Consider the following 23,116-nt stretch of genomic DNA (forward strand, 5'->3'; position numbering starts at 1 on the left):
GCTGGCCGCGGCCCTGTCGGCCGCGATGCGAGGAGCCAAGACCCAGTTGTCGGTTCTCGATAGCGACAGCGATGAGTGGATTCACCATCCCTGGCAGGAGGTCCACGCCCGATCGGAGAACGTCGCCGACCGCATCGTCGACGACGGCTCCACTTCTGTCGGCCTCGTCGGTGAGCCGACCATTGAGTACCTCGCCGCGATACCGGGCACCTTCCTCGCGGGTGCGGGACTGTCGATCCTGCCGGGACCCATTCGGCGCGCCGATCCCGCGCAATGGGCGCAGATGACTTTGAACAGGTGGCGCAGCATCGGAGTGACGAAGGCGTTCAGCCACGGCGCGGAGCTGGAACTGCTGCGCGAGCAGGCCGACGGAGTCGTCGTTCACGATCTCGTCGACGTGGCCCACGCCCGCCGGTCGATCACCTTCGAAGGACCCCAGACAGCCGACGTCGCCATCCTGCAGGGCACTGCGGGTTCCACCGGAACTCCACGTACAGCACAGATTTCGCCTGCCGCCGCCCTGGCCAATCTTCGCGGACTGACCACGCGAATCAAGATCGACGGCGACTCCCGACTGCAGAGCTGGCTACCGATCTACCACGATATGGGCCTTGCGGTCATGCTGGTGTCCACGCTCGGACAGGCAGATCTTTGGCAGGCGTCCACAAAGGCCTTTTCCAGCAATCCATTTGGTTGGTTGAACTGGCTTCACGAGAGCAAGGCCACGATGACCGCGGCGCCCAATATGGCCTTCAACATCATCGGCAGGTACGGCAGCGGCCTCTCCGGTCTCAATCTGAGCAATCTCGGCTACACGCTCAACGGCGGCGAGCCCGTCGACTGTGACGGGTATGCACGCTTCTCCGCAGAGATGGCCCGCTTCGGTTTCAACCCGAATTCGCTTGCCCCGTCCTATGGGCTTGCCGAATCTACCTGTGCAGTGACCATTCCGGAGCCCTTCTCAGGTCTTCGTGTTGACGAGGTCACCGTCACCACCGACGCGAGCGAATCCACCAGGCGCTTTGCTGTTCTCGGCCATCCGATCGACGGCATGGAGATTCGGGTGAACACCGAGCAGCCCCACGCCACCGAGGTAACCGATCGTGAGGTCGGAGAGATCGAGATCCGCGGCACGTCACTCATGAACGGGTATATCGGCGTGGCGCCGATCGATTTTCGCGATTGGCTGCCCACCGGTGATCTCGGATACCTGACCGACGAGGGGCTCGTCGTCTGTGGCCGAGCGAAGGAGCTCATCACGGTGGCGGGACGCAACGTGTTCCCCAACGAGATCGAACGCATTGCCGGCCAAATCGACGGCGTGCGTGACGGTTGCGTGATCGCGATCGGCACGGGTGAGGCAACCGCACGACCGCGACTGATCATCACCGCGGAGTTCAAAGGCGACGACGAGCCCGCAGCGCGCAGTGCCGTGGTTGCTCGCGTCGCATCCGAATGCGGTGTGGTGCCCGCCGATGTGGTGTTCGTAAAACCCGGTGCGCTGCCACGCACGTCCTCGGGCAAGCTGCGCCGGCTGGAGGTCAAGCGCAGCCTCGAAGGAGCCAGCCGATGACCGTCGGCCTCCCTGCGGACGGGGACTACTGCGAGCTGCTCGACCGCGTCTTCGACGACCGGGTGACGAAGTGGACGGCCGAGGCCGAAGTGACCGAGCGCTTTCCCCGCCAGCTCATCGAATACCTTGGTGAATCAAATATTTTCGCTGCCAAGTGGCCAGAGAGCCAGCAGCATTCGGACGTCGCGAAGGTGATCGCGCTGGCGCGCAAGCTCGGAACTCTGGGGTCGGCAGGCATCGGCGTCGGCGTGGGACTGCACGACTCGGCGATCGCGATCCTGCGGCGGTTCGGTAAGTCGGATTACCTGCGCAACATCGCCGAGCAAGCGATTCGCGGCGAGGCAGTGCTGTGCATCGGCGCCTCCGAACAGTCGGGTGGATCCGACCTGCAAATCGTCGGCACCGAGGTTCGGTCGGTCCGGGACGGATTCGAAGTCAAGGGCATCAAGAAGTTCGTGTCATTGTCCCCGGTCGCCGACCACGTCATGGCGGTGGCCCGCCATGTCGACCATGATCCGAACAGCAAGCACGGCAGCGTGGTCGTCATCGCCGTCCCGTTGGCGCAGTGCGAAATTCAGCCGCAGTACCGCAAGGTCGGCGCGGGCCCGCTGGACACCGCAGCCGTGCACATCGACACCTGGGTGCCCGGCGATGCGTTGGTCGCGCGGGCGGGCATCGGCCTGGCCGCGATCTCCTGGGGGCTGGCGCAGGAGCGGATGTCGGTGGCGGGCCTGGTGTCGACGTCGGCCCAGCGCGTCATCGGAATCACGCTGGCGCGCATGATGACTCGCCGGCAGTTCGGCCGTTCCTTGTATGAGCATCAGGCGCTGCGGCTGCGCATGGCCGACCTGCAGGCACGCGTCGACATGCTGCGCTATGCGCTTGACGGTATCGCGGCGACGGGCAAGCTGGACCTCCGCGCCGCTGCGGCGATGAAGGTCAATGCGGCCCGCATGGGCGAAGAGGTGCTCAACGAATGTATGCACATCTTCGGCGGCTCGGGCTATCTGGTGGACGAGACACCGCTGGGCCGGTGGTGGCGCGACATGAAGCTGGCGCGGGTCGGCGGCGGCACCGACGAGGTGCTGTGGGAGTTGGTCGCCGCGGCGATGAAGCCTGACTACGACGGCTATGCCGAGTTCAACCAGCTGCCCTAGGGTCCTGCGCGAGCGGGCGCACGCGAACCTCCCCGCGAGCAGACGTGAAAACCCCCTATTCCGCCCGAAAATGGGGGTTTTCACGTCTGCTCGCGTGGGGTCTACTGCTTGGCGAGGTTCACCAGGAACTCGATCGTGCCAGTCGGCTCGACGGTCACGAACCCGGCGAAATCCGGTGGTGTGACTTTGAAATCGGTCCAGGTGACCGGGACAGAGCCGGCGGCGACGATGGTGTCTCCGGCGCGTTGGACATTTACCTTGGCGGTGACGTCGCGCGCGACGCCCTTGACCGTCAGGCTCACCGGCACGTCCAGCGTCACCGGCGCACCGGTCTCGGGCACTGCGGCGACGTCGACCGGCTGAGTCACGCGCAGCTCGGCGGTCGGGAACTTGCCGGTGTCGAGGATGTCCTCGCCGCGAAACTGGTTGTCTCGCGCGCTTTCCGGGGAGGTGATCGACGCCACGTCGACGGTGAACGTCGCCGACTCCAGCTTCTCCGCGGCCACCACGGCCTCGCCGGTGACCTTCGGGGTCCGGCCGTTGACGGTCAGCGGTGAGCCCCGCAGGATCTCGTCGACGCGATAGCCCGCCTGCGTGCGTTTGGCATCGTCGTCCGGTCCCGGCACCACCGTCCACGTCCCATTGACGTCGGTGGTCGCAGCCTCCGTCTGGCCGGGCAACGTCAGTTCGGCGTCGGCCTCACCGGCGATGCACTCGCGATAGATCCACGGTCCGGCCGTGAACCCGACGATGGCGAGGACGATCAGGATGCCGAGCCCCCACAGGACAGGCTTCTTCATGGCAGGGAACGCTAGCCGATATCGGGTGCGTCCGACGGTGAACGCGGCAGCGCGTACAACGCCATTCGACGATTCGACATGTCGTGCTCGCCGAGGAACACGCCCCCCGCGTACTCGCAAACCGCTCGTGCTCCGGCGTTGCGGTGGTCGGGGTCGAACATGATGCGACGGCAGCGAGGTTCGAGCTCGAAAATGTTGGCGACCAAGCGAGGCAACATGATCGGCGCGATCCCACGATTGACGAAACGCATCTCCGAGATCGCCGCATGCAGACCGATGTCATGAGGATCTGCGTCATAGCGCGGCGCGATCGAGTCCTTCGCCGCTCGGTAGAGCTCGACGTAGACGAACGGCTGGCCGCGAAAACTGCCGATGAAAGGCCGCGAGTATTCGCCGTCGAGTTGGGCCTGCAGGTAGCGTTGCCACCGTTGCGGCGGCCAGTCGTATTCCCACGCCTCCACCAGATGCGGGCGGTTCATCCACTCCGACACCATCCCAGCATCGGCCGTCGCGTCGGCGAGCCGGACACCGTAGGGGTCGCCAAGGGCAGGCGTCGGCGGCGCGCCCACGGCACGAACCTCGTCGGACACCGATGTCAGCTCGCGCGGCAAGACGGGTGAGGGGGCCTCGTCAATGTCGGTCATCGCCCGCCGAGCCTACCCGAGTAACTGAGGGTAGGTTTACCTACCTAGCTCGCTACGCGATCAAATTGGCGCAGAACGCCCAGCGTGCCGCCGTCGCCGACACCCAGTCGGCGACGACCGCCGGGTCGTCGGGCGGCTCGTCGACGATGACGAGTTCGTCGACGCCGAGGTCGGCCAGCGCTGCGGCATCTTCCGTGTGCAGATCGCGCAGGGCTACGGTCACACGCAGCGCACCGCGGTCGCGACCGCTTTCCGCGCACTGGGCGTCCAGGAATGCGATCCGTTCGGCCGCCTCGACAACCCCGTCGAGGTTGAAGCCGTACCAACCGTCACCCCACGCCGCGACCCGACGCAGCGCCGCGTCACTGTTCCCGCCGACGACGATCGGGATGGACCGACCATCGGCGGGTTTTGGGTTCACGCGCACGGAGTCGAACGCGACGAACTCCCCCTGGAACGTGGCGATGTCGTCACTCCACAACGCGCGCATGGCTGCCACATACTCCTTCGTGCGCGCGCCACGCCGTTCGAACGGGATACCAAGTGCCTCGAACTCCTCACGCGACCAACCGATTCCGACCCCCAGAGTCAGCCTGCCCGCGCTCAATTTGTCCAGCGTCGCGGCCTGTTTGGCCACCACCACCGGATTGTGCTCGGGCAGCAGCAAAACCCCGGTCGCGATCCTTATCGACGAGGTCGCAGCGGCCGCGAAGCTCAGTCCGATGAGCGGGTCGATCCAGTCCGCGGTGGACGGGATCGCGATCTGGCCGTCGTCGGAGTACGGATAACGCGATGCTGAATGGTCCACCATCACGACGTGCTCGCCCGACCACAGGGTGGCGAATCCGGCGCGCTCCGCTCCGACCACGACGGCGTCGATGACCGAACGCTCGGCACCGGTTCCGATGCCGAGCGCGTGCAACCCCAGTTCCATGCGGCGATGGTCCCACGCCGGCCGCGGATCACTCGAAGAGTTCGTCGATTGCCTTCTGCTCCAAGTCAATCCATTTGGCGACCCGCTCGCGGACCTGCCCGACCTCGTCTTCCTCGAAGTGCCGGGCCCCATCGGGTGTGATCCGGCAGATGTCCATCGGACCACCGATGCTCGGCGACGACGTGTCCAGTGTGTCGAGTACCCGCAGGGCCGCCACGACGCCGTAGTCGACACTGCGCTTGGACATCTGGAAATGTGCCAGCAGCGCGTAGGCCTGCTGGGCCATCGGCGAGCCACTGCCGACTGCTTGAAAGCCGGTTTCTTCGTGGTGTCCGATCAAGCCGTGCGGATCGATGTCGACGATGAACGGCTTTCCGTCGGAGTAACCCGCGGCCAACATGTACGTCGACGGGGTCGCACCGGGCTTCCCGCCGGGAACCTCGGCGATGAAGCTGCTGTAGTGCTGTTCGAGCACGGGCACCACGCGTTGCTGGAGAGCGTGGCCGACGTCGGGCGCTTCGACGATCGCGTCCGCCTCGGCATCGAAGATTCGCTCGAGGTCGAACAGCACGGCCCGAGACCCGCTCCCACCCCACGCGGCGTGCTTGCCGAGTGCGTGCAGCTTCTGGGCTGGATAGCTCACTGCGCGCACCGGATCGGTGATTTGCGAGTCCGACGCCATCACCAATCCGTCGGCACACCGCAATGCGAGAACGACCGTCACACCTCACCTCTACCCAGATGGTGTTCGTCTCACTCCGCACCGTGGAATCGTGGAGGGATGGATGTGGACCGCGTGGCGGAACTTCAGCGCTGGCAGGACTCCGGGGCGTTGTGGGAGGTGCTCGCCCGAAAGAGCGGCTCCGTCACGGTGGCATTGTTGCGGTGCGACGGCGGTGAGGAGATGGAACGGTTCACCTCCGACGATCCGCGTCTCTTGGCGTTCATCGGCGACCGGCGCAGCAGCGACGAGTAACGAAAGCCAGAGAAGCCCCGCCCAGAGGACGGGGCTTCCGCTGACGTGTCATCAGAACGGCGCGGTTCTGAAACCACCTTCCCACTGCACGCCCCAGGCATTCAGCTCACTGTTCCACTCCACCGGGAGCCACGGCGCCCAGTACGGCGGCGGCGGAGCAGGTGGCGCCCACACCGGCACGAAGCCGCGATGCCCCGGCGGCGGAAGGCCACGCTGTCCGGGCGGCAATGGATTACCCGGACCGCCGACATTCACCCCCGGACCTGGACCAGGCCACGGTGGACCCGGCCACTTCGGATCGGCATTGGCGACACCTGCGCCAACCCCGAATGCACCGGCGGCAAGAGCGCCGGCGCATATCGCCGTGATCACGCTCTTCTTGATACTCATCAGGTCGACTCCCTCGATCGGCGCATCCGCGACCTGCGAATACGCTGCTCAATTGCGACCCCCGACCTCACGAGGCTACCCACCGCCGGCTCCGAACTAAACACCTGCTCGACGCACCAGAGCGACAAACGCCGCAACAGCCGCATCGACGCGGTCGCGGTCGTCGGTGGCGACCAGATCAAGCAACAACCCCCGCGCGACGGCCAGCCCCAGACGCATCATCGCGGGATCGACCGACTGGGCGGCGTCGTCGGTCAGCCAGTCGTCCACTGCGCCGGGCAGCATTGCTGAGAACGGCGCCTCGCCCTGTGCGCCGCGCGCGTAGCACTCGAAGAACAGGCGCTCGAAAGGGCGCAGTTCAGTCCTACGCAGGTTGGCCCACATCGCGCCGATCGCGTCGGCTGGTTCGGTGGGCAGGTGACTCATCATCGACATCTGGCGACGTTCAACCTCCCCGACTATCGCGAGCAGCAGTTCATTGCGGGAGCCGAAGTGGTGTAACAGCATCCGATGGCTCGTCCCGACCGCCGCCGCAACGTCGCGCAAGGACCGGTCACCGATCCCGCGCGCGGCGAATTCCGCGACCACCGCGTCGAGCAGTTCTTGGCGGCGCTCGAGGTCAGGAGGCCGGGCCATCGAGGTGGTACGACTGCTCGCTTCGCGCTTTCAGGCCTGCGGCCTCCAACTCGAGGTATCTCCGCGTCAGTCGGCGCATGAGCAGGCCGACCAGCGCCCCAATCGGTCCGCCCTGGTCGATCTGCTGACGTACTCGGGTACGGCCGTCGGCGAGACCCTCGATGTCATGGCTCGCCTTGGTCAGCCCACCGGGCGAACGTTGGACCCACGTCCATGACTTGCCCGGTTCGACGTCGGCGACCTCCCAGACGAGCTTCGGCATGCGCGGCTGCTTGATCTCGAATCGTTTGCCCACCGAAATGCCGGGCCCATCGAGCGCGACCAGGCTGGTGACCGAGGCCGTCCATTCGGGCCAGCGTTCGACGTCGCTGAAGACATCCCACACGACTGTGGCCGGTGCGTCGATCTCGACGCCATCTTCGGTAATCATGTACCAGAAGGTACATGAATTGGAGCCCGCGCGGAAGTATCCGACTCCCCGCAAACAACCGAAGTGCATGCGGAAACGGCTGGACCGCCACTACCGTCGAGCGAACAGCTGAATCTCCATCAGCTGATGCACGAAAGGCCCTCCATGGCTATGAAGTACTTGGCAACGACGTCAACCGGCTATGGACGTTTCATCGGCAGGGTCGGCGCGCTGGCGGTCGCGCTCGGGATCGGAGCCGCAGTCGCCAACTGCCCGACTGTGGCATGGGCACAGGACGGACCGTCGGGTGCCTCGGACTCGTCCCCCGGCGGCGCGGGAACGACGGACACCGGGTCTGCCGGAGGACAGAACACGGGCACGGCGGGTGCAACGGGTGCAACGGGTGCAACGGGTGCAACGGGTGCAACGGGTGCAACGGGCACGACGGTCGGTGTGAACGCCGGCAACGACGACTCGAACAATGACGACTCGAACAATGACCGAGACGAAGACGAAGAGGGATCACCCAATGACCGCAAAGGATCAGTTGGGTCGAAGAAGAACGAGGGTGACGACTCGAACCGCATCACCCGCAAGCTGAATACGCGTAGCAGCCGCGTCTCGCTTGACGAGCATGTCTACACCGTTCGACAGGCATTCAACGCCCCACGGACAGCAGCCACCACATCAACGGTCACCAACCGACCGGAATCGCGAGACGCCGTGAGCACCGCCGCGGCCGCCGATCCAAGGCCTGCCCCGGTCGAGAAGGTGTTTACCGCGATCGTCCCGCCGTCGCCGAAGGAGTTGCCGCGGGTCACCTCCCCCGCCGCGACGGTGTCCACCGACATCGGCGGCGTGGTCGATACGGTGTTGTCCGCCTTGGGTTTCAGCTCGCAGGCGGCCACCGGACCGACGGCACCGCCACAGCCTCCGATGGCGTGGGCGATGCTGGGCTGGGTGCGCCGAGAGCTCGGAAACTTCGAATCGCGCGTCATCTCTGCCACCAGTGGGCCGGTCGCGGCTTTGGTGACCGAGGACGTGACCGCCGCAGCCACCAGCCCGCTGGCCACACCTCAGCAATTCACCGCCGAGAAGATCGCCGGCCAAACCGCACAATCGTTGCCGGTGACCATCATGAAAATCGTGCTGCGCCAGCAGTTCCTGACCGCAGCCAACAAGCTGTACCCCGACGGTATCGACGCGGAAAACCTGGCGCAGCTTGACCGGGCGGTTGACGAATACGCCAGGGCCGCGTCATTCCAGCAGCTGCTGCTCGACTCCATGAACCCGACGGTGGTCGCCCAGGTCGCCCCGCCGCACGTCTGGGACGGCCGGTACGTGGCCGGGACCCGAATCCTCTACGACAACCCTGACACCGTCTACCGCTTCATCGGAGTCAACGGTGCGTCGTCGTACGTCATCAGAGGTCAGTTCCACGATTGGGACAATGTCGAAGCACGGCCGACCAACGTCACCTTCAGTGTGTTGTCGGGCGCTTCAGGAACGACGACCACGGTCATGACCATCACTCCGGACATGGTCAACGAGGACGGTAGCTTCGAGATCACCGTCGGCCGAGAACCCGCAGACGGACGGCCGAATCACCTTCAGCTGACCAACGAATCGACGATCATCGCGGTGCGCGACACGTTGGGCGACTGGAACGAAGAAATTCCGATGAGCCTCACCGTCGAGCGCGTTGCGGGCCCGCCCCCCAGCTTGTTCGCTCAGCTCGGCGGCTTCACGTTCTTCGGAAGCCGCATCGTCGACAGTCCCATCCTGGTCGACCTGGTGTCGACGGTCCCACCAGCGCCGTACATGCCCCCAGCACTGCGGGGCGCGTTCGCCACGTTCATTCTCATCGTGCGTGGCGCAGCGGAGCAGGAAAAGTACATGGCGCTGGCGACCACCGACCCGGAAACCGGGGAACCCCGCCCAGTCAACACCGTCAGCCAGCCGTCCAGTAATGCGGAGTTCCTCGCGAACCAGCTGCAGAGCAACGGCCACTTCCAACTCGAGGACGACCAGGCCCTCGTGCTCACCATCGATCCCGGCGACGCCGGATACTTCGTCGTGCCGACCTACAACGTGTGGACGATCACGAACGACTACCGGAACGAGCCCGCCAGCCTGAACATGGACCAAGCGAAGCGGAACCCCGATGGCACGTACACCGTGGTGATCTCGCCGACGGATCCGCTTGCGGCGAATTGGATTTCGACGAATGACTTGAATCAGGGCACCCTGGCGATTCGGTTCCAGGACATCGACCCCGACTCGCCGAATCAACCCCGCATCGTCGATCAGCGCGTCATGACACACGACGAGCTCCGCGAGTTCCTGCCTGCAGAGGACTTCATCACCGAACAGGACCGGCTGGATCAGATCGAATCGCGCCAGGACGGCTTCGACAGACGCTGGACGTAATCTCGCCGAATGGACAACTCGTCAGCCGACGCCGTATTCAATCGGCTCAGCCGCCGCGAGGTCGCGCTCGATCTCGTCGAGGCAGTCGAGGACGAGGTCGTCGACTCCGTCGGCACTGTCGCTTTACCGTACGCCGAGCCGGCGCTCCTCCTGCAGAAGATGGAGAACAAACTCGTCCGGCACCATCTCGCCAAACCGGAGGTGTTGAGAGCCGAGGAGCTGCGCAAGCTGCGTTACATCCTCAACTTCGCCCGGCTCGCCGATTTCGAGCCCGGGGCAGCGGGGCCCGGCGGCAGCCGCGGACGCGGCGACGTCTCGGTGGGCGGCGAGGTGGCGCCTTGGCGCGCCAGGGTGGCCGATTCGCTGTACGGCCCGCTGCGCGAGGAACGTGACCCGGCAAGGGCATTGGCGAAGGCGCGCGATGTCCTGGCCGAACTGACCGACGACCAGGACCTGCAACGTCGTCAGCTGATCGGCAATCACGGGAACGACTTCTCCCCCGCCGAACTCGATGCCGAGGTCGGATACAAGAAACTCGTCACCGTACTCGGCGGCGGTGGCGGTGCAGGGTTTGTCTATATCGGCGGCATGCAACGACTGCTCGAGGCGGGTCAGGTACCGGACTACATGATCGGCTCATCATTCGGATCGATCATGGGCAGTGTGGTCGCTCGGGCTCTGCCGGTGCCTATCGAGGAGTACGTCGCGTGGGCCAAGACCGTGTCGTACGGCGCGATCCTTGGCCCCGAACGCCTTCGCCGCAGACACGGGCTGGCCGGTATGTTTTCGTTGCGCTTCGACCAGTTCGCCGATGCGCTGTTCAGACGTGCCGATGGCGAGCGGATGCGGATGTCGGACTTGGCGATTCCATTCGACGTCGTGGTCGCCGGTGTGCGCAGGCAGCCGTATGCAGCTCTGCCGTCGAGGTTTCGCCGCCCGGAACTGGCGGCGTTGCAGATGCGGACGCTGCCCTTCCTCCCCATCGGTATCGGGCCCCAGGTAGCGGCCCGATTGTGGCAGGTGTCTGCATTCATCGACCTGCGGGTCGTCAAGCCGGTCGTCATCGGCGACAACGACCAGACTCGCCAGTTCGACGTCGTTGACGCGGCGTCCTTTTCGTCGGCCATTCCCGGTGTGCTGCACCATGAAACGAGCGATCCGCGAATGGTCCCGTTGCTCGACGCGCTGTGTGAAGACAAGGAGGTCGCCGCGTTGGTCGACGGTGGCGCCGCGAGCAACGTGCCCGTCGAGCTGGCGTGGAAGCGGGTCCGCGACGGCAGGCTCGGCACCCGTAATGCCTGTTATCTGGCATTCGACTGCTTTCACCCGCAATGGGATCCCCGTCACCTGTGGCTGATCCCGATCGCCCAGGCGGTCCAGCTGCAGATGGTGCGCAACGCTCCGTATGCCGACCATCTGGTGCGCTTCGCGCCGACGCTGTCGCCAGCGAATCTCGCACCGTCGGCGGCGTCCATCGACCGCGCCTGCACGTGGGGACGTAAGAGCCTCGACAAGGCCATCCCCGTGACGACCGCGCTACTTCAGCCGACGTGGTGGGAGGGTGACCGGTCTGCAGTCCCGGGCGCCGAGCCCGCCCACCCGGCATCGGTGGCGTCGCCGATGAGCGCGGTGATGGCCGCCACCCACGAGCCCGCGAACCGCTTGGCGCGGTGGCGAAATCGACGCCTGACATGATTCTGACCGCCCTCAGATGACCGAAACCGTCGCGGTGCTCGGCGCCGGGCCCGGCGGGCTCGTCACGGCACGGTGGCTGTGTTCGCAGGGGTTCGAGCCGACGATCTTCGAGGAGCAGCCCCAGCTGGGTGGGCAGTGGACCGGTCTGCGGGGTTTCAGCGGTGTGTGGCCGGCGATGTACACCAACACCAGTCGCGTGTTGACGGCCTTCAGCGACCTGGATCACGACAGCGACCAGACGTTCATGTCCAACCGCGAGGTCCTCGACTATTTGAACCGCTACGCCGACATGTTCGGTCTGCGGCCCCGGATCCGGTTCGGACAACGGGTGGACCACGTCGGTCGCACCGGAACCCGATGGCGGGTGACGCTCAACGGCACCGACGAGGTCTTCGACCGCGTCGTGGTGGCATCCGGCAGGTTCCGCTCCCCGCCATACCCGAAGTGCCGGGTATCGGGACGTTCGCCGGCGCCGCAGGCGCGAGGTCGACGTTCGGCTATCGAGGAGCGAATCCCTATGTGGGTAAGCGTGTTCTGGTGGCCGGCTGCGCGGTCAGCGCGTTGGACATCGCCACGGAACTCGCGCACCTCGGTGCGACGCGGGTGGTCGTCACCCAGCGACGTCAACGCTACGTCCTACCCAAGTTCGCCGCGGGCATCCCGTCCGACCATCGGATCTTCACGCGGTACGGAGCGCTGGCGAACGAAACACTCCCACCGGCCGAGATCGATCGCCAACTCAAAGAGATCGTGATGGAGGCCAACGGCAGCCCCGAACAGTACGGTGCGCCGGCGCCTCATCCTTCACTGTTCGCCGCCGGTGTCACGCTCAATCAGGGCTATCTCCCACTGGTCGCCGAAGGACGAATTTCGGTGCGGCCGTGGATGACGTCGATCGACGGAGCGAAGGTGAGCTTCGACGACGGACACGTCGAGGAGTTCGACGGGATTCTGTTCGGGACGGGGTTCGCATTGGATCTGCCGTTTCTCGGCGACGAAATCCGACACGCTCTCGACGCCGACGCGGCGCACCTGGACACCGACCGCTTCACCTTCCACCCCGACCTGCCGGGCCTGGCGATTGTGGGCATGTGGGATCAGTCCGGCGGATACTTTGTACCACTGGAACTTCAAGCCCGCTGGATCGCCTACACCTGGGGTGGGGTGGTACCGCAGGCCGACGAGAGCGCGCAGAGGGCAGTGATCGCGGGATACCGTGCGAGGCGCGGACTGTCGCAGAAGACCCGGATGAACTTGGTGGCAGTGGCCTTTGCGCGCGCGGCCGGTGTGGAGCCGCATCTGGAGAACTGGCCGAATCTGCGCAGAGCATTGCTGTTTGGTCCGCTGGCGCCGAGTTGTTTCCGGCTCGAAGGCCCCGATGCGCTCCCCGAAGCGCCTGCGCGGTTCACGCGCGACGCCGCTGCGTTTGGCGCCATCACGTCCAACGAGATGACCGAACGGGAAAGCCGCTATTGGTCGCAGGTGGTGGAACGCTAGGCGTAGCGTGCGCTATCGCGCGCGCTCCTCTGTCGAAGCGTGCCCCCATGGCCCTGTGTCGAACGCTCGCCGCGCGGCGGAGATCGCGGTGTCGACGTCCGCCGGCCGTGCGTCCGGAGCCTGGGCGATCACTTCTCCCGTGGCCGGCGAGATGTCCTCGTAGCGGCCCGAATCCGGTTCTGCCCACTGCCCACCGATATACAACGGGTAGGAGTCGATCAACGGGCGCGCGTTGACCATGTCACTTACCCTTCTCAGGATCGACCGTCCACGAGCCGCGGTGCAGCACGCCGGTCACCTGGAGTGCATGGTCGAGCACGACCAAGTCGGCGGCGCCCCCCGATTCGAGTTCCGCGGCGGGAAGTCCGAGCGCGCGCGCCGGGTTCACCGACGCCTGTCGCACTGCCGCCATCAACGCCTCGTCACGATCGACCCCGCTGTGTTGCACGGCGAAGCGGAACTGGTGGTCCATGGTCGCCGTGCTGCCGGCGATCGTCGGTGTTCCCGCCACGCGCGCCACTCCGTCCACGACGTCGACTTCCAGTGGACCGAGCTGATAGGTACCGTCGCTCATGCCTGCCGCCGAGATCGCGTCGGTGATCAGTGACACCCGGTCCGCTCCGGCACTGCGTGAAACGTGGCGGTACAGAGCCGGATCGACGTGCACACCGTCGGCGATCAGCTCGACCGTCGCGCGGGGGTCTTCCAGAAGCGCGATGACCGGTCCGGGTTCGCGGGTGTTGATCGGGCGCATCGCGTTGAACAGGTGCGTCGCCACCGTCGCACCCGCCGCGATCGCCGCGCGGGTCTGGTCGTAGGTCGCGTCGGTGTGCCCCACCGCGGCCACCACGCCCCCGTCGACGATCCGCTGGATCGCGGCGAGTGCCCCTTGGCGTTCCGGTGCGATGGTGATCATGCGTATGGTCCCCGCGCCGGCCTCCAACACCCGGTCGATCTCCGCAGGGTCGGGGTCGCGCATCAGGGCCGGCTGGTGTGCCCCGCACCGCACGGTCGAGAGCCAGGGACCCTCGAGGTGGATCCCGTCGATGAGGCCGTCACGGGCATCACCGGCCAACCCGGTTACCTGATGCAGTAAGTCATCGGGGGCGGCGGTGACCAACGACGCGACCAACGACGTGGTGCCGTGCCTACGGTGGAAGTCGACGGCCGTTGACGTATCGGTGCGCGCGGCCGTAGAGAAGTTCGTCCCTCCCCCACCGTGGACGTGCGTGTCAACGAACCCCGGCACCACAGTCACCCCGCCGAGAGCGCGGTCTGCGACACGAGGCGGGGCTCCGGCACCGACAGAATAGATGCGGTCACCGGATATCTCAATCCATCCGGGCCGCAACAACTCTCGTCCTGTCAACAGGGTGTCGGCCGTCAGTAGCACTCAGATGCCCTGCCATTCGGGTTTGGAACGGTAGGTCTCGCGGTAGTAGTCGACGAGCTGCAGCCGTTGGGCCGCCGCCCCGTCCAACAGCACCGTGACATGCGGGTGGAGTTGCAATATCGTCGCGGGCCACATCGCGCTGACCGGGCCCTCGACGAGCTGATGCACGGCTTCTGCCTTCTGCCGGCCCGTCGCCACCAGAATCAGGTGACTGGCCTCCAATATGGTCGCCAGCCCCTGCGTAAGGCAGTGGGTCGGCACCGCGTCGACGTCACCGCCGAAAAAGCGGGCATTGTCAATCCGTGTCTGTCTGGTCAGCGTCTTGATACGGGTGCGTGATCCCAACGAGGAACCGGGCTCGTTGAAGGCGATGTGCCCATCCGTGCCGATGCCGAGGATCTGCAGATCGACACCCCCGGCGTCGCGGATGGCGGCCTCGTACTCCGCGCATGCGGCCGGGATGTCGGCGGCGAGCCCATTGGGCCCATCGACCGCGCCGGGGGCGAAGTCGACTTTGGAGACGAAGACCTCGTCGATGACATTGCGATAGCGCTGAGGGTGGTTGGCGAGCAGGCCGACGTACTCGTCGAGTGTGAAGCCGCGTGCCTCACGGAAGGAGACCGCGCCGCTGTCGCAGCGACGCGCGAGTTCGTCGTAGATCGCCAGCGGCGATGACCCGGTGGCCAGACCGAGGACTGCGTCCGGTTTTCGATCGAGCAGTGCGACTACCGCGTCGGCGCCGACGGCGCCGATCTCGGCAGCATCCTGCAGGATGATGACTTCCATCTATTCGTTCGCAATGAAAAGTTTTGCGCCGGAGGGAATCTGCGCACCCTCGAGGACCGATTCGGCGGGCACTATATTGTCCGGGGCGCGTTCGTCCATCACGACGACGGGCACGATCGGGTTGAGTCCTTTCGCGACGACCGACGCGACGTCATAGGTGATGACCACCTGGCCGGCGGTGACACTGTCACCTTGGTTCAGATGGGTCGTGAAACCGTCGCCCTTGAGTTGAACGGTATCCAGGCCGAGGTGGACGAGCACGCCGACGTTGCCCGGGGTCACGACGATGTAGGCGTGCGGCATCAGTTTCAGCAGTTTCCCGCTGACCGGCGCGACCGCCTCGATCATCTCGTGCGGAGGGTCGACAGCTGCGCCGTGGCCCACCATGCCTGCCGAGAACACCGGGTCGGGCACCTCGGTGAGCGGAACTGCACGGCCGCCGACCGGCGCGAAGACCTGAGTCGTACCCACGTCGAGACTCCTTCTGCTCGTGCGCACCAACAATACGAGCGTGCCGGAAAGAGAGGCTGGACTTCGGCGTTTCCTCTAAGCTTCCGCTGAGCTTCGGCGGCTTGCGCGATTGGGGCAGAGGAGGTCTGGACTAGATGAGCGAAACATCGAAACCCACTGGTACACAGGCGAAGTCGGGTCTTCGCTTCCCGGGATTTGCGCAATTGCAGCGCCTGGGCAAGAGCCTGATGCTGCCGATCGCTGTCCTGCCCGCGGCAGGCATCCTGCTCCGGCTCGGTCAGCCCGACCTGCTGGGCCGAATCGAAACCCCCGTGATCGGCGATTTCTTCAAGGCGATGAGCGCGGCGGGCGATGCCCTGTTCAGCAACCTGCCGCTGCTGTTCGCCGTGGGTGTGGCGATCGGTTTCGCCAGGAAAGCCGACGGTTCCACCGCACTGTCGGCCGTCGTCGGCTACCTGGTGATGGAGGCGGTCTTCAAGACCATGTCGCCAATCGTCCTGGCAGGTGAGCTGGACAAGGCGGGCGAGCAGGCCCAGATCAACTACAGCGTGTTCGCCGGCATCGTTATCGGTCTGGTGACGGCATGGCTGTTCGACCGCTATCACACCATCCAGCTGCCGTCCTACCTCGGCTTCTTCGGCGGCAGGCGGTTCGTTCCGATCGTGGTGTCGCTGGCGAGCCTGTTCATCGCCTTTGCGATGAGCTACTTCTATCCGATCTTCGACGCTGGACTGACCAGTCTCGGGGAGTTCATCGGCGGTGCGGGCGCCCTCGGCGCCTTTGTGTACGGCTTCGCCAACCGCATGCTGATCCCGTTCGGTCTACACCACATCCCGAACTCGTACATCTGGTTCCTCTACGGCGACTACCAACCGCCTGGCGGTGAAGCCGTCACCGGCGAATTGACCCGGTTCGCCGCGGGTGATCCGACCGCGGGGATCCTCACCTCGGGCTTCTACCCCATCCTGATGTTCGGGCTGCCCGCCGCGGCGCTGGCGATGATCCACGTCGCGAACAAGAAGCAACGCAAGCTCGCGGTCGGAATCCTGGCTGCGGCCGCGCTGACCGCGTTCTTGACCGGCGTGACCGAACCGCTGGAGTTCGCGTTCATGTTCGTGGCGTTCCCGCTCTACATCATTCACGCGGTGCTCACCGGGCTGTCGCTGGTCATCGCCTACCTGCTCGACATACACCTGGGCTTCTCGTTCTCAGCCGGACTGATCGACCTGCTGCTGTACGGCACCGCGCCGGCGGCGAAGAACGTCCCGCTGCTGATCGGCATGGGCGTGGTCTTCTTCGTCGTCTACTACCTGTTGTTTCGGTTCGCGATCACGAAATGGAATCTGCGGACACCGGGCCGCGAACCCGAGAGCGAGTTCGAGGCGGAGGAACAGGCCAACCTTGGTGAGGGCGACGATTCGTCGACTGCGGTGTCGGCCAGCGGTGCCTCCGCCACGCTGGCCGCGCCCGCCCGGACGGACAGCAAGGCCGAGCAGGTGATCGCGGCGTTTGGCGGACGGGAGAACCTCGTCAACGTGGACGCCTGCATCACCCGCTTGCGCGTGGACGTGTCCGACAAGGACAAGGTGGACCAAGCCCGTCTGAAGAGCCTCGGCGCGGCGGGCGTCATCGAGGTCGGCAACAGTGTCCAAGCGGTGTTCGGCACCGACGCCGAGGCGTTGAAGAACGACATCAACGAGATTCTCTAACCTCCGTATTTGTCGATCAGCTGCTGCTTGTAGAGCTTTCCCGCATCTGTGCGCGGAAGTTGCGCCTCGAACGAGATGGACCGGGGACATTTGTAATGCGCCAGCCGATCTCGTAGCCACGTGATCAATTCAGCGGCGAGTAGGTCATTACCGTCGGCGGGGTCGGCTAATTGGACGACGGCCTTTACGGATTGACCCATGATGTCATCCGGTATCCCGAAAACCGCGGCATCGACCACTGCCGGATGGCTGATCAACATGTTCTCCGTCTCCTGTGGATAGATGTTGACGCCACCCGAGATGATCATGTGGTTGCGGCGGTCGGTGAGATAGAGATATCCGTCGGTGTCGACGTAACCGACGTCGCCGACCGTGACCCAGCCCCCAGCAGTGCGTCCCTCCGCCGTCTTCGCAGTGTCGTTGAGATATTCGAACGGATAACCACCCTCGTAATAGATCTCGCCGATCTCACCAGGCGGTAGCTCGTGCCCGTTCACATCGAGAATGTGCGGCAACCCGAGCATCGGCTTACCGACGGATCCCGGCCGTTCGAGCCATTCCTCGGCACGGATGAACGAGATGCCCGCACCTTCCGATGATCCGTAGTATTCGTCGACAATCGGACCCCACCAATCGATCATCTGGCGCTTGATCTCGGGTGGACATGGGGCGGCCGCGTGGACGACGCGCTCGAGGGTCGACACGTCGTAACGTAGCCGCGCTTCCGCTGGCAGGCGCAGCATGCGGACGAACATCGAAGGCACGAACTGCGCATGCGTGACGCCGTAACGCTCAATACTTTTCAACGCCTGCTCGGCATCGAAGCGTTCCATGACCACCGTGGTCGCGCCGACAGCCTGCGCGGCCATTGTCCACATCGCTGGCGCCGTGTGATAAATCGGCGCGGGGCTCAGGTACACCGAATCCACTGTCACACCTAGGGCTTCGAACACCGGCGTCGACAGGGTTGGACGTGCTGAGTTCAGCGGACGCCGAATTCCTTTGGGACGCCCGGTACTGCCCGCCGAGTACTGCAGCAGCAGGCCGTCGCTTTCGTCGGCGATCGGCGTCGCCGGCTCGGCTGCCACACAATCCGGGTAGCGCTGCCAGCCGTCGAGGTCGTCGTCGGCTAGCACAGCAGCGGCAAGCGACTCGATCGACAGGTGCTCGCAGATCTCCTGCATCGCACGGGACGAGATGACGGCCTTTGCCCCGCTGTCGGTCACGATGTACGCGACCTCGGATGCCTTGAGGTGCGTGTTGACCAACGTGTAGTAGAGCCCGCTCCGCCGCGCCGCCCACATCGCAGCGTGAATGTGTTCGTTGTTCTCCATCAGGATCGCGACGGTGTCGCCGGCCCTCAGTCCGGCGCGGCGGAGAAAATGAGCGAGCCGGTTCGCACGCGCCTCCAATTCGGTGAATGTCACCACCGTTCCGGAGGGATGAAGCACAACAGCGGGTTTCGTCGATCCGACATGATCGCGAAGCTGCATGTGTTCGCCTGCCCGATCAGCGCGTGGCGTCGCGGAACGCCTCGACGAGAGAGGACATGACCTCGAGCGCCCGATCGGGGTCGGCCGTCAGCGATGCCGGGAACCGGACGTCGGTGACACCTGCCTCGACGAGGGCGGGAACCGCGGCGGCGGAACCCTCATAGTCAATCGATCCGTCGTCACCCTTCACGACGCGCGCGACTCCCTGCACCTGCAGATCGGTGGGGTCGCCACCGAACTCGACGATCTTGTCCTTGATCGCAGCGATCGCGCCCGGGATGTCCGCATAGGCCGGACCCCATGGGATCCAGCCGCTTCCGAAGCGTGCGATCCGTCGTGCCACCGCGTTGTTGACAGTTCCGCTGATCCACAGCGGAACACCGCCGGGTTGCACAGGTTTGGGCATCTGGTGGATGCCATCGAAGCTGAGCTCGGCTGAATCGTAGGACACCCGCTGTTGCGTCCAGAGGGCCTGGCAGACCTCGAGCGTGTGGTCGAGTAGACGTCCGCGGTCCTCGAAAGATAAACCCGCTGCTTCGTACTCCTCGCGTTGCCAACCGACTCCGACGCCCAGATCCACCCGACCGTCCGACAGCACGTCCAGAGTGGCGAGTTGTTTGGCCAAGACCGCGGGGCGCCGCAATGCGGCCAGCAGGATTGCGGTGCCGAGCCTGATACGGGTCGTCGTGGCCGCGATCGCGGTCAACACGATCAGCGGTTCCAGCCATGCGCCGTCGGGTCCGGTCGGCTGCTTACCACCCGCCTGCCCGCCGAGGGATGGATCTGCATACGCGTCTAGGTTCTCCCCGAAAACAAGATGGTCCGATACCACGAGCCGGTCGACCCCGGCCGTGTCCATCTCCTGAGCAAGTTTCAACGTGGCCCGCCAGTCGTGGTGCGGACCGTTGGTGAAGGTCGCCAGGTACAACGAGAGTTCGGGTTTGCGTGTGGTCATACCTTCTCCTAGAGGCTGGTGAAGTGCCCGCCGTCGATGCCGAACGTCTGCCCGGTCACATATCTGGCATCTCGGCAAAGGAGCATGGCAACCGCGGCACCCACGTCAGTTTCCGGGTCACCGACACGGCCGAGTGGTATGTGACGCGAGAGCCGTTCGCCCATCAGTGGATCGGCTTCGATCGCCGCCGTCATCGCGGTCGAGTACGCGATCGGGGAGACAACGTTTACGGTGATACCCACTGAAGCCCACTCACGGGCCAGGCTTTTCGCGAAGCCCCGCAACGCGCCCTTGACCATAGAGTAGAGCGGCAACGTCGCACTGCCCTTCATTCCCGCGGCAGACGTCATCACCACGAATGTTCCGCCACGGGCACTGAGCGCTTCGAACGAGGTCTGCGCACAGTAATACGCACCACGCAACGATACCGACACATGCTCCTCCCATAGCTGCGCATCGACCATCGCAAGCTCGTGGGGCTGACTGGACGCCGAACTGGTCGCGTTGTGCACGACGGCATCCAATCGGCCGGTGCTCGTCACGGCCGCCGACACCGCGTCTACCACCGACGCACGGTCGGTCACGTCGCAGCTGACCCAGGTCGCCCTATCGCCTCGACGGATGATTTCACCGGTAACCGCCTCTCCGTTGAGGCCGCGGGTCCCGACGAAGACGTGTGCCCCTGCCGCGGCGCATGCCAGCGCGATGCCGCGCCCGACTCCTCCACCTGCGCCCGTGACGAGTACAGAGAGGCCGTGCAGCGTCATGGCACCATCACCGCGCCACCGTCAACCACCAACGTCGATCCGGTGAGTCCTGGCCCCGCGCCAGACAGCAAGAATTTCACGGCGCGAACGACCGCATCTGCCAGATCGGCGTCCTTGCGCGCCGCGCTACCGACGTGCCGGGCGAGCTCACCCACCCCACCTGCGACCAATTCGAGTGGGACAACAATGAGGTTGACGCTGATCTGCTCCGGTGCCCACTGCCTGGCTGCGGACTTGGCCAGCGCGCGAATCGCCTCGATACCGCTGACATAGTGCGACAACTCAGGCCCCCCGACCAGTCCGATGCTCGGCGCGACCACAACGATGTTCCCGCGCCGTGCCAGGGTGACGACGCGTGCCCGTTGGAACACGCGCATCACGCGAAACGCGGCGGTTTCAGCGGTGTCTCGCCATTCGGATTCGGACATGTCTTTGATCGGCCGCGGCGCTGGACCCGGGCTTTCGCCGACCACAACGATGACGCCGTCACACTCGTTCGGCAGCTCATCATCCAAACCGATTGCGCTGGTGTCGAATTCCGCTGCGATGTGCTGGGCTAAACCGCCGGCAGCCCCCAGCACGCACACTGTCACGGGGTGACCCACGACCTATCCCACCGGTCTATCACCGCTGCCGTGGACAATGGTTTGCGGGACACGACGTGGTGCCCCCCAGCCGGCCAGCCGACCGTCAATAGCGTAGCGATCTTCCAGTCATCCGGGATGCCGATAGATGCGCGCAGTTCTTTCTCGCAGTGACCGTGCCATAAGGTGATGGCCGCCCCGAGGCCCTGGGCGCGCGCGGCCAGCAAGAAGTTCTGGACGGCCGGAAAGATCGACCCCGCCTGCTGCATTTCGGTGGTCCCACGTTGGGGCTGCACACAGAACAACACGAGTTCCGGGGCGCCACCGCCGACGTGCATGTGTTCAGCCATGGCTCGGAGAACACGCGACTTCGGGTCATCAGCGTCCTCTGCGACCGCAGGCAACCGATAAAAGTCCTTCATCACCTCCCACGTCTGCCGAGCCGCAGACGTGATCACCTCACGAAGTTCCGGGCTGCGGATCACCACGAATTTCCACGGCTGCCCGTTGCCGCCCGACGGTGCCCAGGACGCCGCCAGCAGGCACTTCTCCAGCACGTCATCGGGGACAGGATCGCTGCGATAACGCCGTACCGCGGTCGCAGACTGCATCACCGTCCAGAGGTCATCGGAGACCCGCGGCACGTCTTGACGGCTCATGCGTTCACCGTCCGCGGCAACACACCCCGCCACGTGCCCCCGCGCACCGGACCGGTGACCAGCGGCAGGTCCAGCGTCGACAGCATGCCGGCCGGTGCGGCGATGACCGCCGGAATGGCGTTGAGTGGGCGCATCACCGTCGCATAGGTCAGGCCGCGCATATTGTTTCCGCGGCCGTGCATCTCGATATCGACGGTGTAAGTCGGCAGGCCGTCCACGATAACCCGGTACCCACCGTGCGGCGACGGATGCCGCGGCCAGTCCGGTGCGGAGACTTCGCCCATGCGAGTGATGTGTTCCAGCACCACCCGCTCTTCGCCGTCCACCATCCCCGCGAGCTTGAATCGCATGCCCCCCATGGTCCCTGGCTCGACCCAGCCGGAAGCCACCTCGTAACGCTCTGTGGCCAGCCACTTCTCGATCGTCGTCTCGACGCGGTCCAGGGGTAACCCCACGCCGTCGGCTACGAGGTGCACCGTCGGCGCCCACAATGCAGCGAGGCGTTCGGGGTCGAACAACGGGGCAGGATGGTCCGGCGGGTGCGCGAAGCCCATGAAGTCGAACATGATGTTGGGCTGGTTGATCGGGCCATAGTCGAGTATCTCGAGCATGGTGATGGTGTCGACGCGACTGGAGAAGCCGGTCATGGTCAACGCGATGACATCGTTGGCCCAGCCGGGATCGACGCCACTGTTGAAGAAGCTGGTGCCGCCCTCCTGGCAGGCCGCCGCAATGAGGTCCACGGTTTCCCGGTCGGCTGCCGGCGGGTAGCACATCGGCACCAGCGAGGTGCAGACGACGTTCTTGCCTGCCCGCAGACAGCGGGCGATGTCTTCGGCCGCTTCGCGATAGCGATAGTCGCCTGACGCGAAATAGGCGACGACGTCGGCGTCAGTCAACAACGCCTCATCGATGTCGCGGGATGCGATGACACCCGTCGGCGGCATTCCGCAAAGGTCCCCCGCATCCTTACCATCCTTGACCTCTGCGTAGACGACGACGCCAGCCAGATCCAGGCCCGGATGGGCGATGATCGCGCGCAGCGCCCCCACGCCGACCTGCCCGGGTCCCCACAGAATCACCCGCGGATTGCGTTGACGTACCGTCATGTGCACCCTTCCCGACTGTGCTGTCCGAGCTGTGAGAACATACCTTCTC

General features: G+C 65.2%; 22 protein-coding genes and 2 pseudogenes. 7 read left to right on the forward strand and 17 right to left on the reverse strand.

The genetic code is table 11. From position 1 onward, the window contains the following. The first annotated feature begins 1 nt into the window (after position 1). The gene (mbtM, locus tag G6N36_RS10095) at positions 2 to 1,573 is read left to right on the forward strand and encodes a long-chain-fatty acid--ACP ligase MbtM (protein ID WP_179964921.1); all 1,572 of its coding nucleotides are present in this window, start codon (positions 2 to 4) and stop codon (positions 1,571 to 1,573) included. Further along, positions 1,570 to 2,730 (forward strand): mycobactin biosynthesis acyl-ACP dehydrogenase MbtN, encoded by a 1,161-nt coding sequence (gene mbtN / locus G6N36_RS10100; RefSeq protein ID WP_163686392.1) that lies wholly within the window; start codon positions 1,570 to 1,572, stop codon positions 2,728 to 2,730. Before mbtM ends, mbtN begins: the two co-directional genes overlap by 4 nt. 101 nt (positions 2,731 to 2,831) lie before the next feature. On the opposite strand, the gene G6N36_RS10105 is transcribed toward mbtN, so the two are convergent. Genes G6N36_RS10105 through G6N36_RS10120 form a run of 4 tightly spaced genes read right to left on the reverse strand, consistent with a single transcriptional unit; the run spans position 2,832 to position 5,832 of the window. Then, complete coding sequence (locus G6N36_RS10105; protein WP_163686393.1) at positions 2,832 to 3,530, reverse strand: YceI family protein; 699 nt, start codon at positions 3,528 to 3,530, stop codon at positions 2,832 to 2,834. An 11-nt stretch (positions 3,531 to 3,541) separates the two neighbouring features. Further along, the gene (locus G6N36_RS10110; protein WP_163686394.1) at positions 3,542 to 4,174 is read right to left on the reverse strand and encodes a GNAT family N-acetyltransferase; all 633 of its coding nucleotides are present in this window, start codon (positions 4,172 to 4,174) and stop codon (positions 3,542 to 3,544) included. A 52-nt stretch (positions 4,175 to 4,226) separates the two neighbouring features. Then, positions 4,227 to 5,108 (reverse strand): LLM class F420-dependent oxidoreductase, encoded by an 882-nt coding sequence (locus G6N36_RS10115; RefSeq protein WP_163686395.1) that lies wholly within the window; start codon positions 5,106 to 5,108, stop codon positions 4,227 to 4,229. A gap of 28 nt (positions 5,109 to 5,136) precedes the next feature. Then, a complete protein-coding gene (locus tag G6N36_RS10120; RefSeq protein WP_163686396.1) occupies positions 5,137 to 5,832 on the reverse strand; it encodes an Ntn hydrolase family protein in 696 nt (231 codons plus the stop codon). 57 nt (positions 5,833 to 5,889) lie between these two features. On the opposite strand from G6N36_RS10120, the gene G6N36_RS10125 reads away from it, so the two are divergent. Then, a complete protein-coding gene (locus G6N36_RS10125; RefSeq protein WP_163686397.1) occupies positions 5,890 to 6,084 on the forward strand; it encodes a hypothetical protein in 195 nt (64 codons plus the stop codon). A gap of 51 nt (positions 6,085 to 6,135) precedes the next feature. Here G6N36_RS10125 and G6N36_RS10130 read toward each other — a convergent pair whose 3' ends face one another. From G6N36_RS10130 to G6N36_RS10140, 3 genes are all read right to left on the reverse strand, one after another. Then, on the reverse strand, positions 6,136 to 6,474 hold the full coding sequence (locus G6N36_RS10130; protein WP_163686398.1) for a hypothetical protein: 339 nt from the start codon (positions 6,472 to 6,474) through the stop codon (positions 6,136 to 6,138). Between the two features lie 96 nt (positions 6,475 to 6,570). After that, on the reverse strand, positions 6,571 to 7,110 hold the full coding sequence (locus G6N36_RS10135; protein WP_163686399.1) for a TetR/AcrR family transcriptional regulator: 540 nt from the start codon (positions 7,108 to 7,110) through the stop codon (positions 6,571 to 6,573). Continuing rightward, on the reverse strand, positions 7,094 to 7,540 hold the full coding sequence (locus G6N36_RS10140; protein WP_163686400.1) for an SRPBCC family protein: 447 nt from the start codon (positions 7,538 to 7,540) through the stop codon (positions 7,094 to 7,096). Before G6N36_RS10140 ends, G6N36_RS10135 begins: the two co-directional genes overlap by 17 nt. Before the next feature lie 144 nt (positions 7,541 to 7,684). On the opposite strand from G6N36_RS10140, the gene G6N36_RS10145 reads away from it, so the two are divergent. The 3 genes and pseudogenes from G6N36_RS10145 to G6N36_RS10155 all read left to right on the forward strand — a co-directional run bounded on the left by G6N36_RS10145 (position 7,685) and on the right by G6N36_RS10155 (position 13,141). After that, on the forward strand, positions 7,685 to 9,949 hold the full coding sequence (locus G6N36_RS10145; RefSeq protein ID WP_163686401.1) for a DUF1214 domain-containing protein: 2,265 nt from the start codon (positions 7,685 to 7,687) through the stop codon (positions 9,947 to 9,949). Positions 9,950 to 9,958: 9 nt separating this feature from the next. After that, on the forward strand, positions 9,959 to 11,644 hold the full coding sequence (locus G6N36_RS10150) for a patatin-like phospholipase family protein (protein WP_163686402.1): 1,686 nt from the start codon (positions 9,959 to 9,961) through the stop codon (positions 11,642 to 11,644). A 16-nt stretch (positions 11,645 to 11,660) separates the two neighbouring features. Beyond that, positions 11,661 to 13,141: pseudogene (locus tag G6N36_RS10155) on the forward strand (flavin-containing monooxygenase). A 15-nt stretch (positions 13,142 to 13,156) separates the two neighbouring features. On the opposite strand, the pseudogene G6N36_RS10160 reads toward G6N36_RS10155, so the two are convergent. The 4 genes and pseudogenes from G6N36_RS10160 to G6N36_RS10175 all read right to left on the reverse strand — a co-directional run. Then, a pseudogene (locus G6N36_RS10160) lies at positions 13,157 to 13,381 on the reverse strand (aldehyde dehydrogenase family protein); the annotation flags it as partial. A gap of 1 nt (position 13,382) precedes the next feature. After that, positions 13,383 to 14,534, reverse strand: a complete 1,152-nt coding sequence (gene nagA, locus G6N36_RS10165; RefSeq protein ID WP_163686404.1) for an N-acetylglucosamine-6-phosphate deacetylase — start codon at positions 14,532 to 14,534, stop codon at positions 13,383 to 13,385. After that, positions 14,535 to 15,320 (reverse strand): glucosamine-6-phosphate deaminase, encoded by a 786-nt coding sequence (gene nagB / locus G6N36_RS10170; RefSeq protein WP_163686405.1) that lies wholly within the window; start codon positions 15,318 to 15,320, stop codon positions 14,535 to 14,537. Next, positions 15,321 to 15,791: a PTS sugar transporter subunit IIA gene (locus G6N36_RS10175; protein ID WP_163686406.1), complete on the reverse strand. Its 471-nt coding sequence runs from the start codon at positions 15,789 to 15,791 to the stop codon at positions 15,321 to 15,323. Between the two features lie 134 nt (positions 15,792 to 15,925). On the opposite strand from G6N36_RS10175, the gene G6N36_RS10180 reads away from it, so the two are divergent. Next, positions 15,926 to 17,500, forward strand: coding sequence for a PTS transporter subunit EIIC (locus G6N36_RS10180; RefSeq protein WP_163686407.1), 1,575 nt, complete (start codon positions 15,926 to 15,928; stop codon positions 17,498 to 17,500). Here G6N36_RS10180 and fadD4 read toward each other — a convergent pair. The 6 genes from fadD4 to G6N36_RS10210 are packed head-to-tail and all read right to left on the reverse strand — an operon-like array spanning position 17,497 to position 23,040. Beyond that, on the reverse strand, positions 17,497 to 18,993 hold the full coding sequence (gene fadD4 / locus G6N36_RS10185; protein ID WP_163686408.1) for a fatty-acid--CoA ligase FadD4: 1,497 nt from the start codon (positions 18,991 to 18,993) through the stop codon (positions 17,497 to 17,499). The two genes, G6N36_RS10180 and fadD4, sit on opposite strands and share 4 nt — an antisense overlap. Before the next feature lie 16 nt (positions 18,994 to 19,009). After that, positions 19,010 to 19,948, reverse strand: a complete 939-nt coding sequence (locus G6N36_RS10190; RefSeq protein WP_163686409.1) for a TIGR03619 family F420-dependent LLM class oxidoreductase — start codon at positions 19,946 to 19,948, stop codon at positions 19,010 to 19,012. Between the two features lie 8 nt (positions 19,949 to 19,956). Continuing rightward, complete coding sequence (locus G6N36_RS10195) at positions 19,957 to 20,715, reverse strand: SDR family NAD(P)-dependent oxidoreductase (RefSeq protein ID WP_163686410.1); 759 nt, start codon at positions 20,713 to 20,715, stop codon at positions 19,957 to 19,959. Beyond that, positions 20,712 to 21,320 carry an SDR family oxidoreductase gene (locus tag G6N36_RS10200; protein ID WP_163686411.1) on the reverse strand — a complete coding sequence of 203 codons (609 nt, stop codon included), beginning with the start codon at positions 21,318 to 21,320 and terminating at the stop codon, positions 20,712 to 20,714. The genes G6N36_RS10195 and G6N36_RS10200 overlap by 4 nt, the downstream gene beginning before the upstream one ends. Continuing rightward, positions 21,305 to 21,958, reverse strand: coding sequence for a nitroreductase family protein (locus tag G6N36_RS10205; RefSeq protein WP_179964757.1), 654 nt, complete (start codon positions 21,956 to 21,958; stop codon positions 21,305 to 21,307). The genes G6N36_RS10200 and G6N36_RS10205 overlap by 16 nt, the downstream gene beginning before the upstream one ends. Then, a complete protein-coding gene (locus tag G6N36_RS10210) occupies positions 21,955 to 23,040 on the reverse strand; it encodes an NAD(P)H-dependent amine dehydrogenase family protein (RefSeq protein ID WP_163690584.1) in 1,086 nt (361 codons plus the stop codon). The genes G6N36_RS10205 and G6N36_RS10210 overlap by 4 nt, the downstream gene beginning before the upstream one ends. Between the last annotated feature and the right edge of the window lie 76 nt (positions 23,041 to 23,116).

Source organism: Mycolicibacterium gadium (assembly GCF_010728925.1).
GTDB lineage: Bacteria > Actinomycetota > Actinomycetes > Mycobacteriales > Mycobacteriaceae > Mycobacterium > Mycobacterium gadium.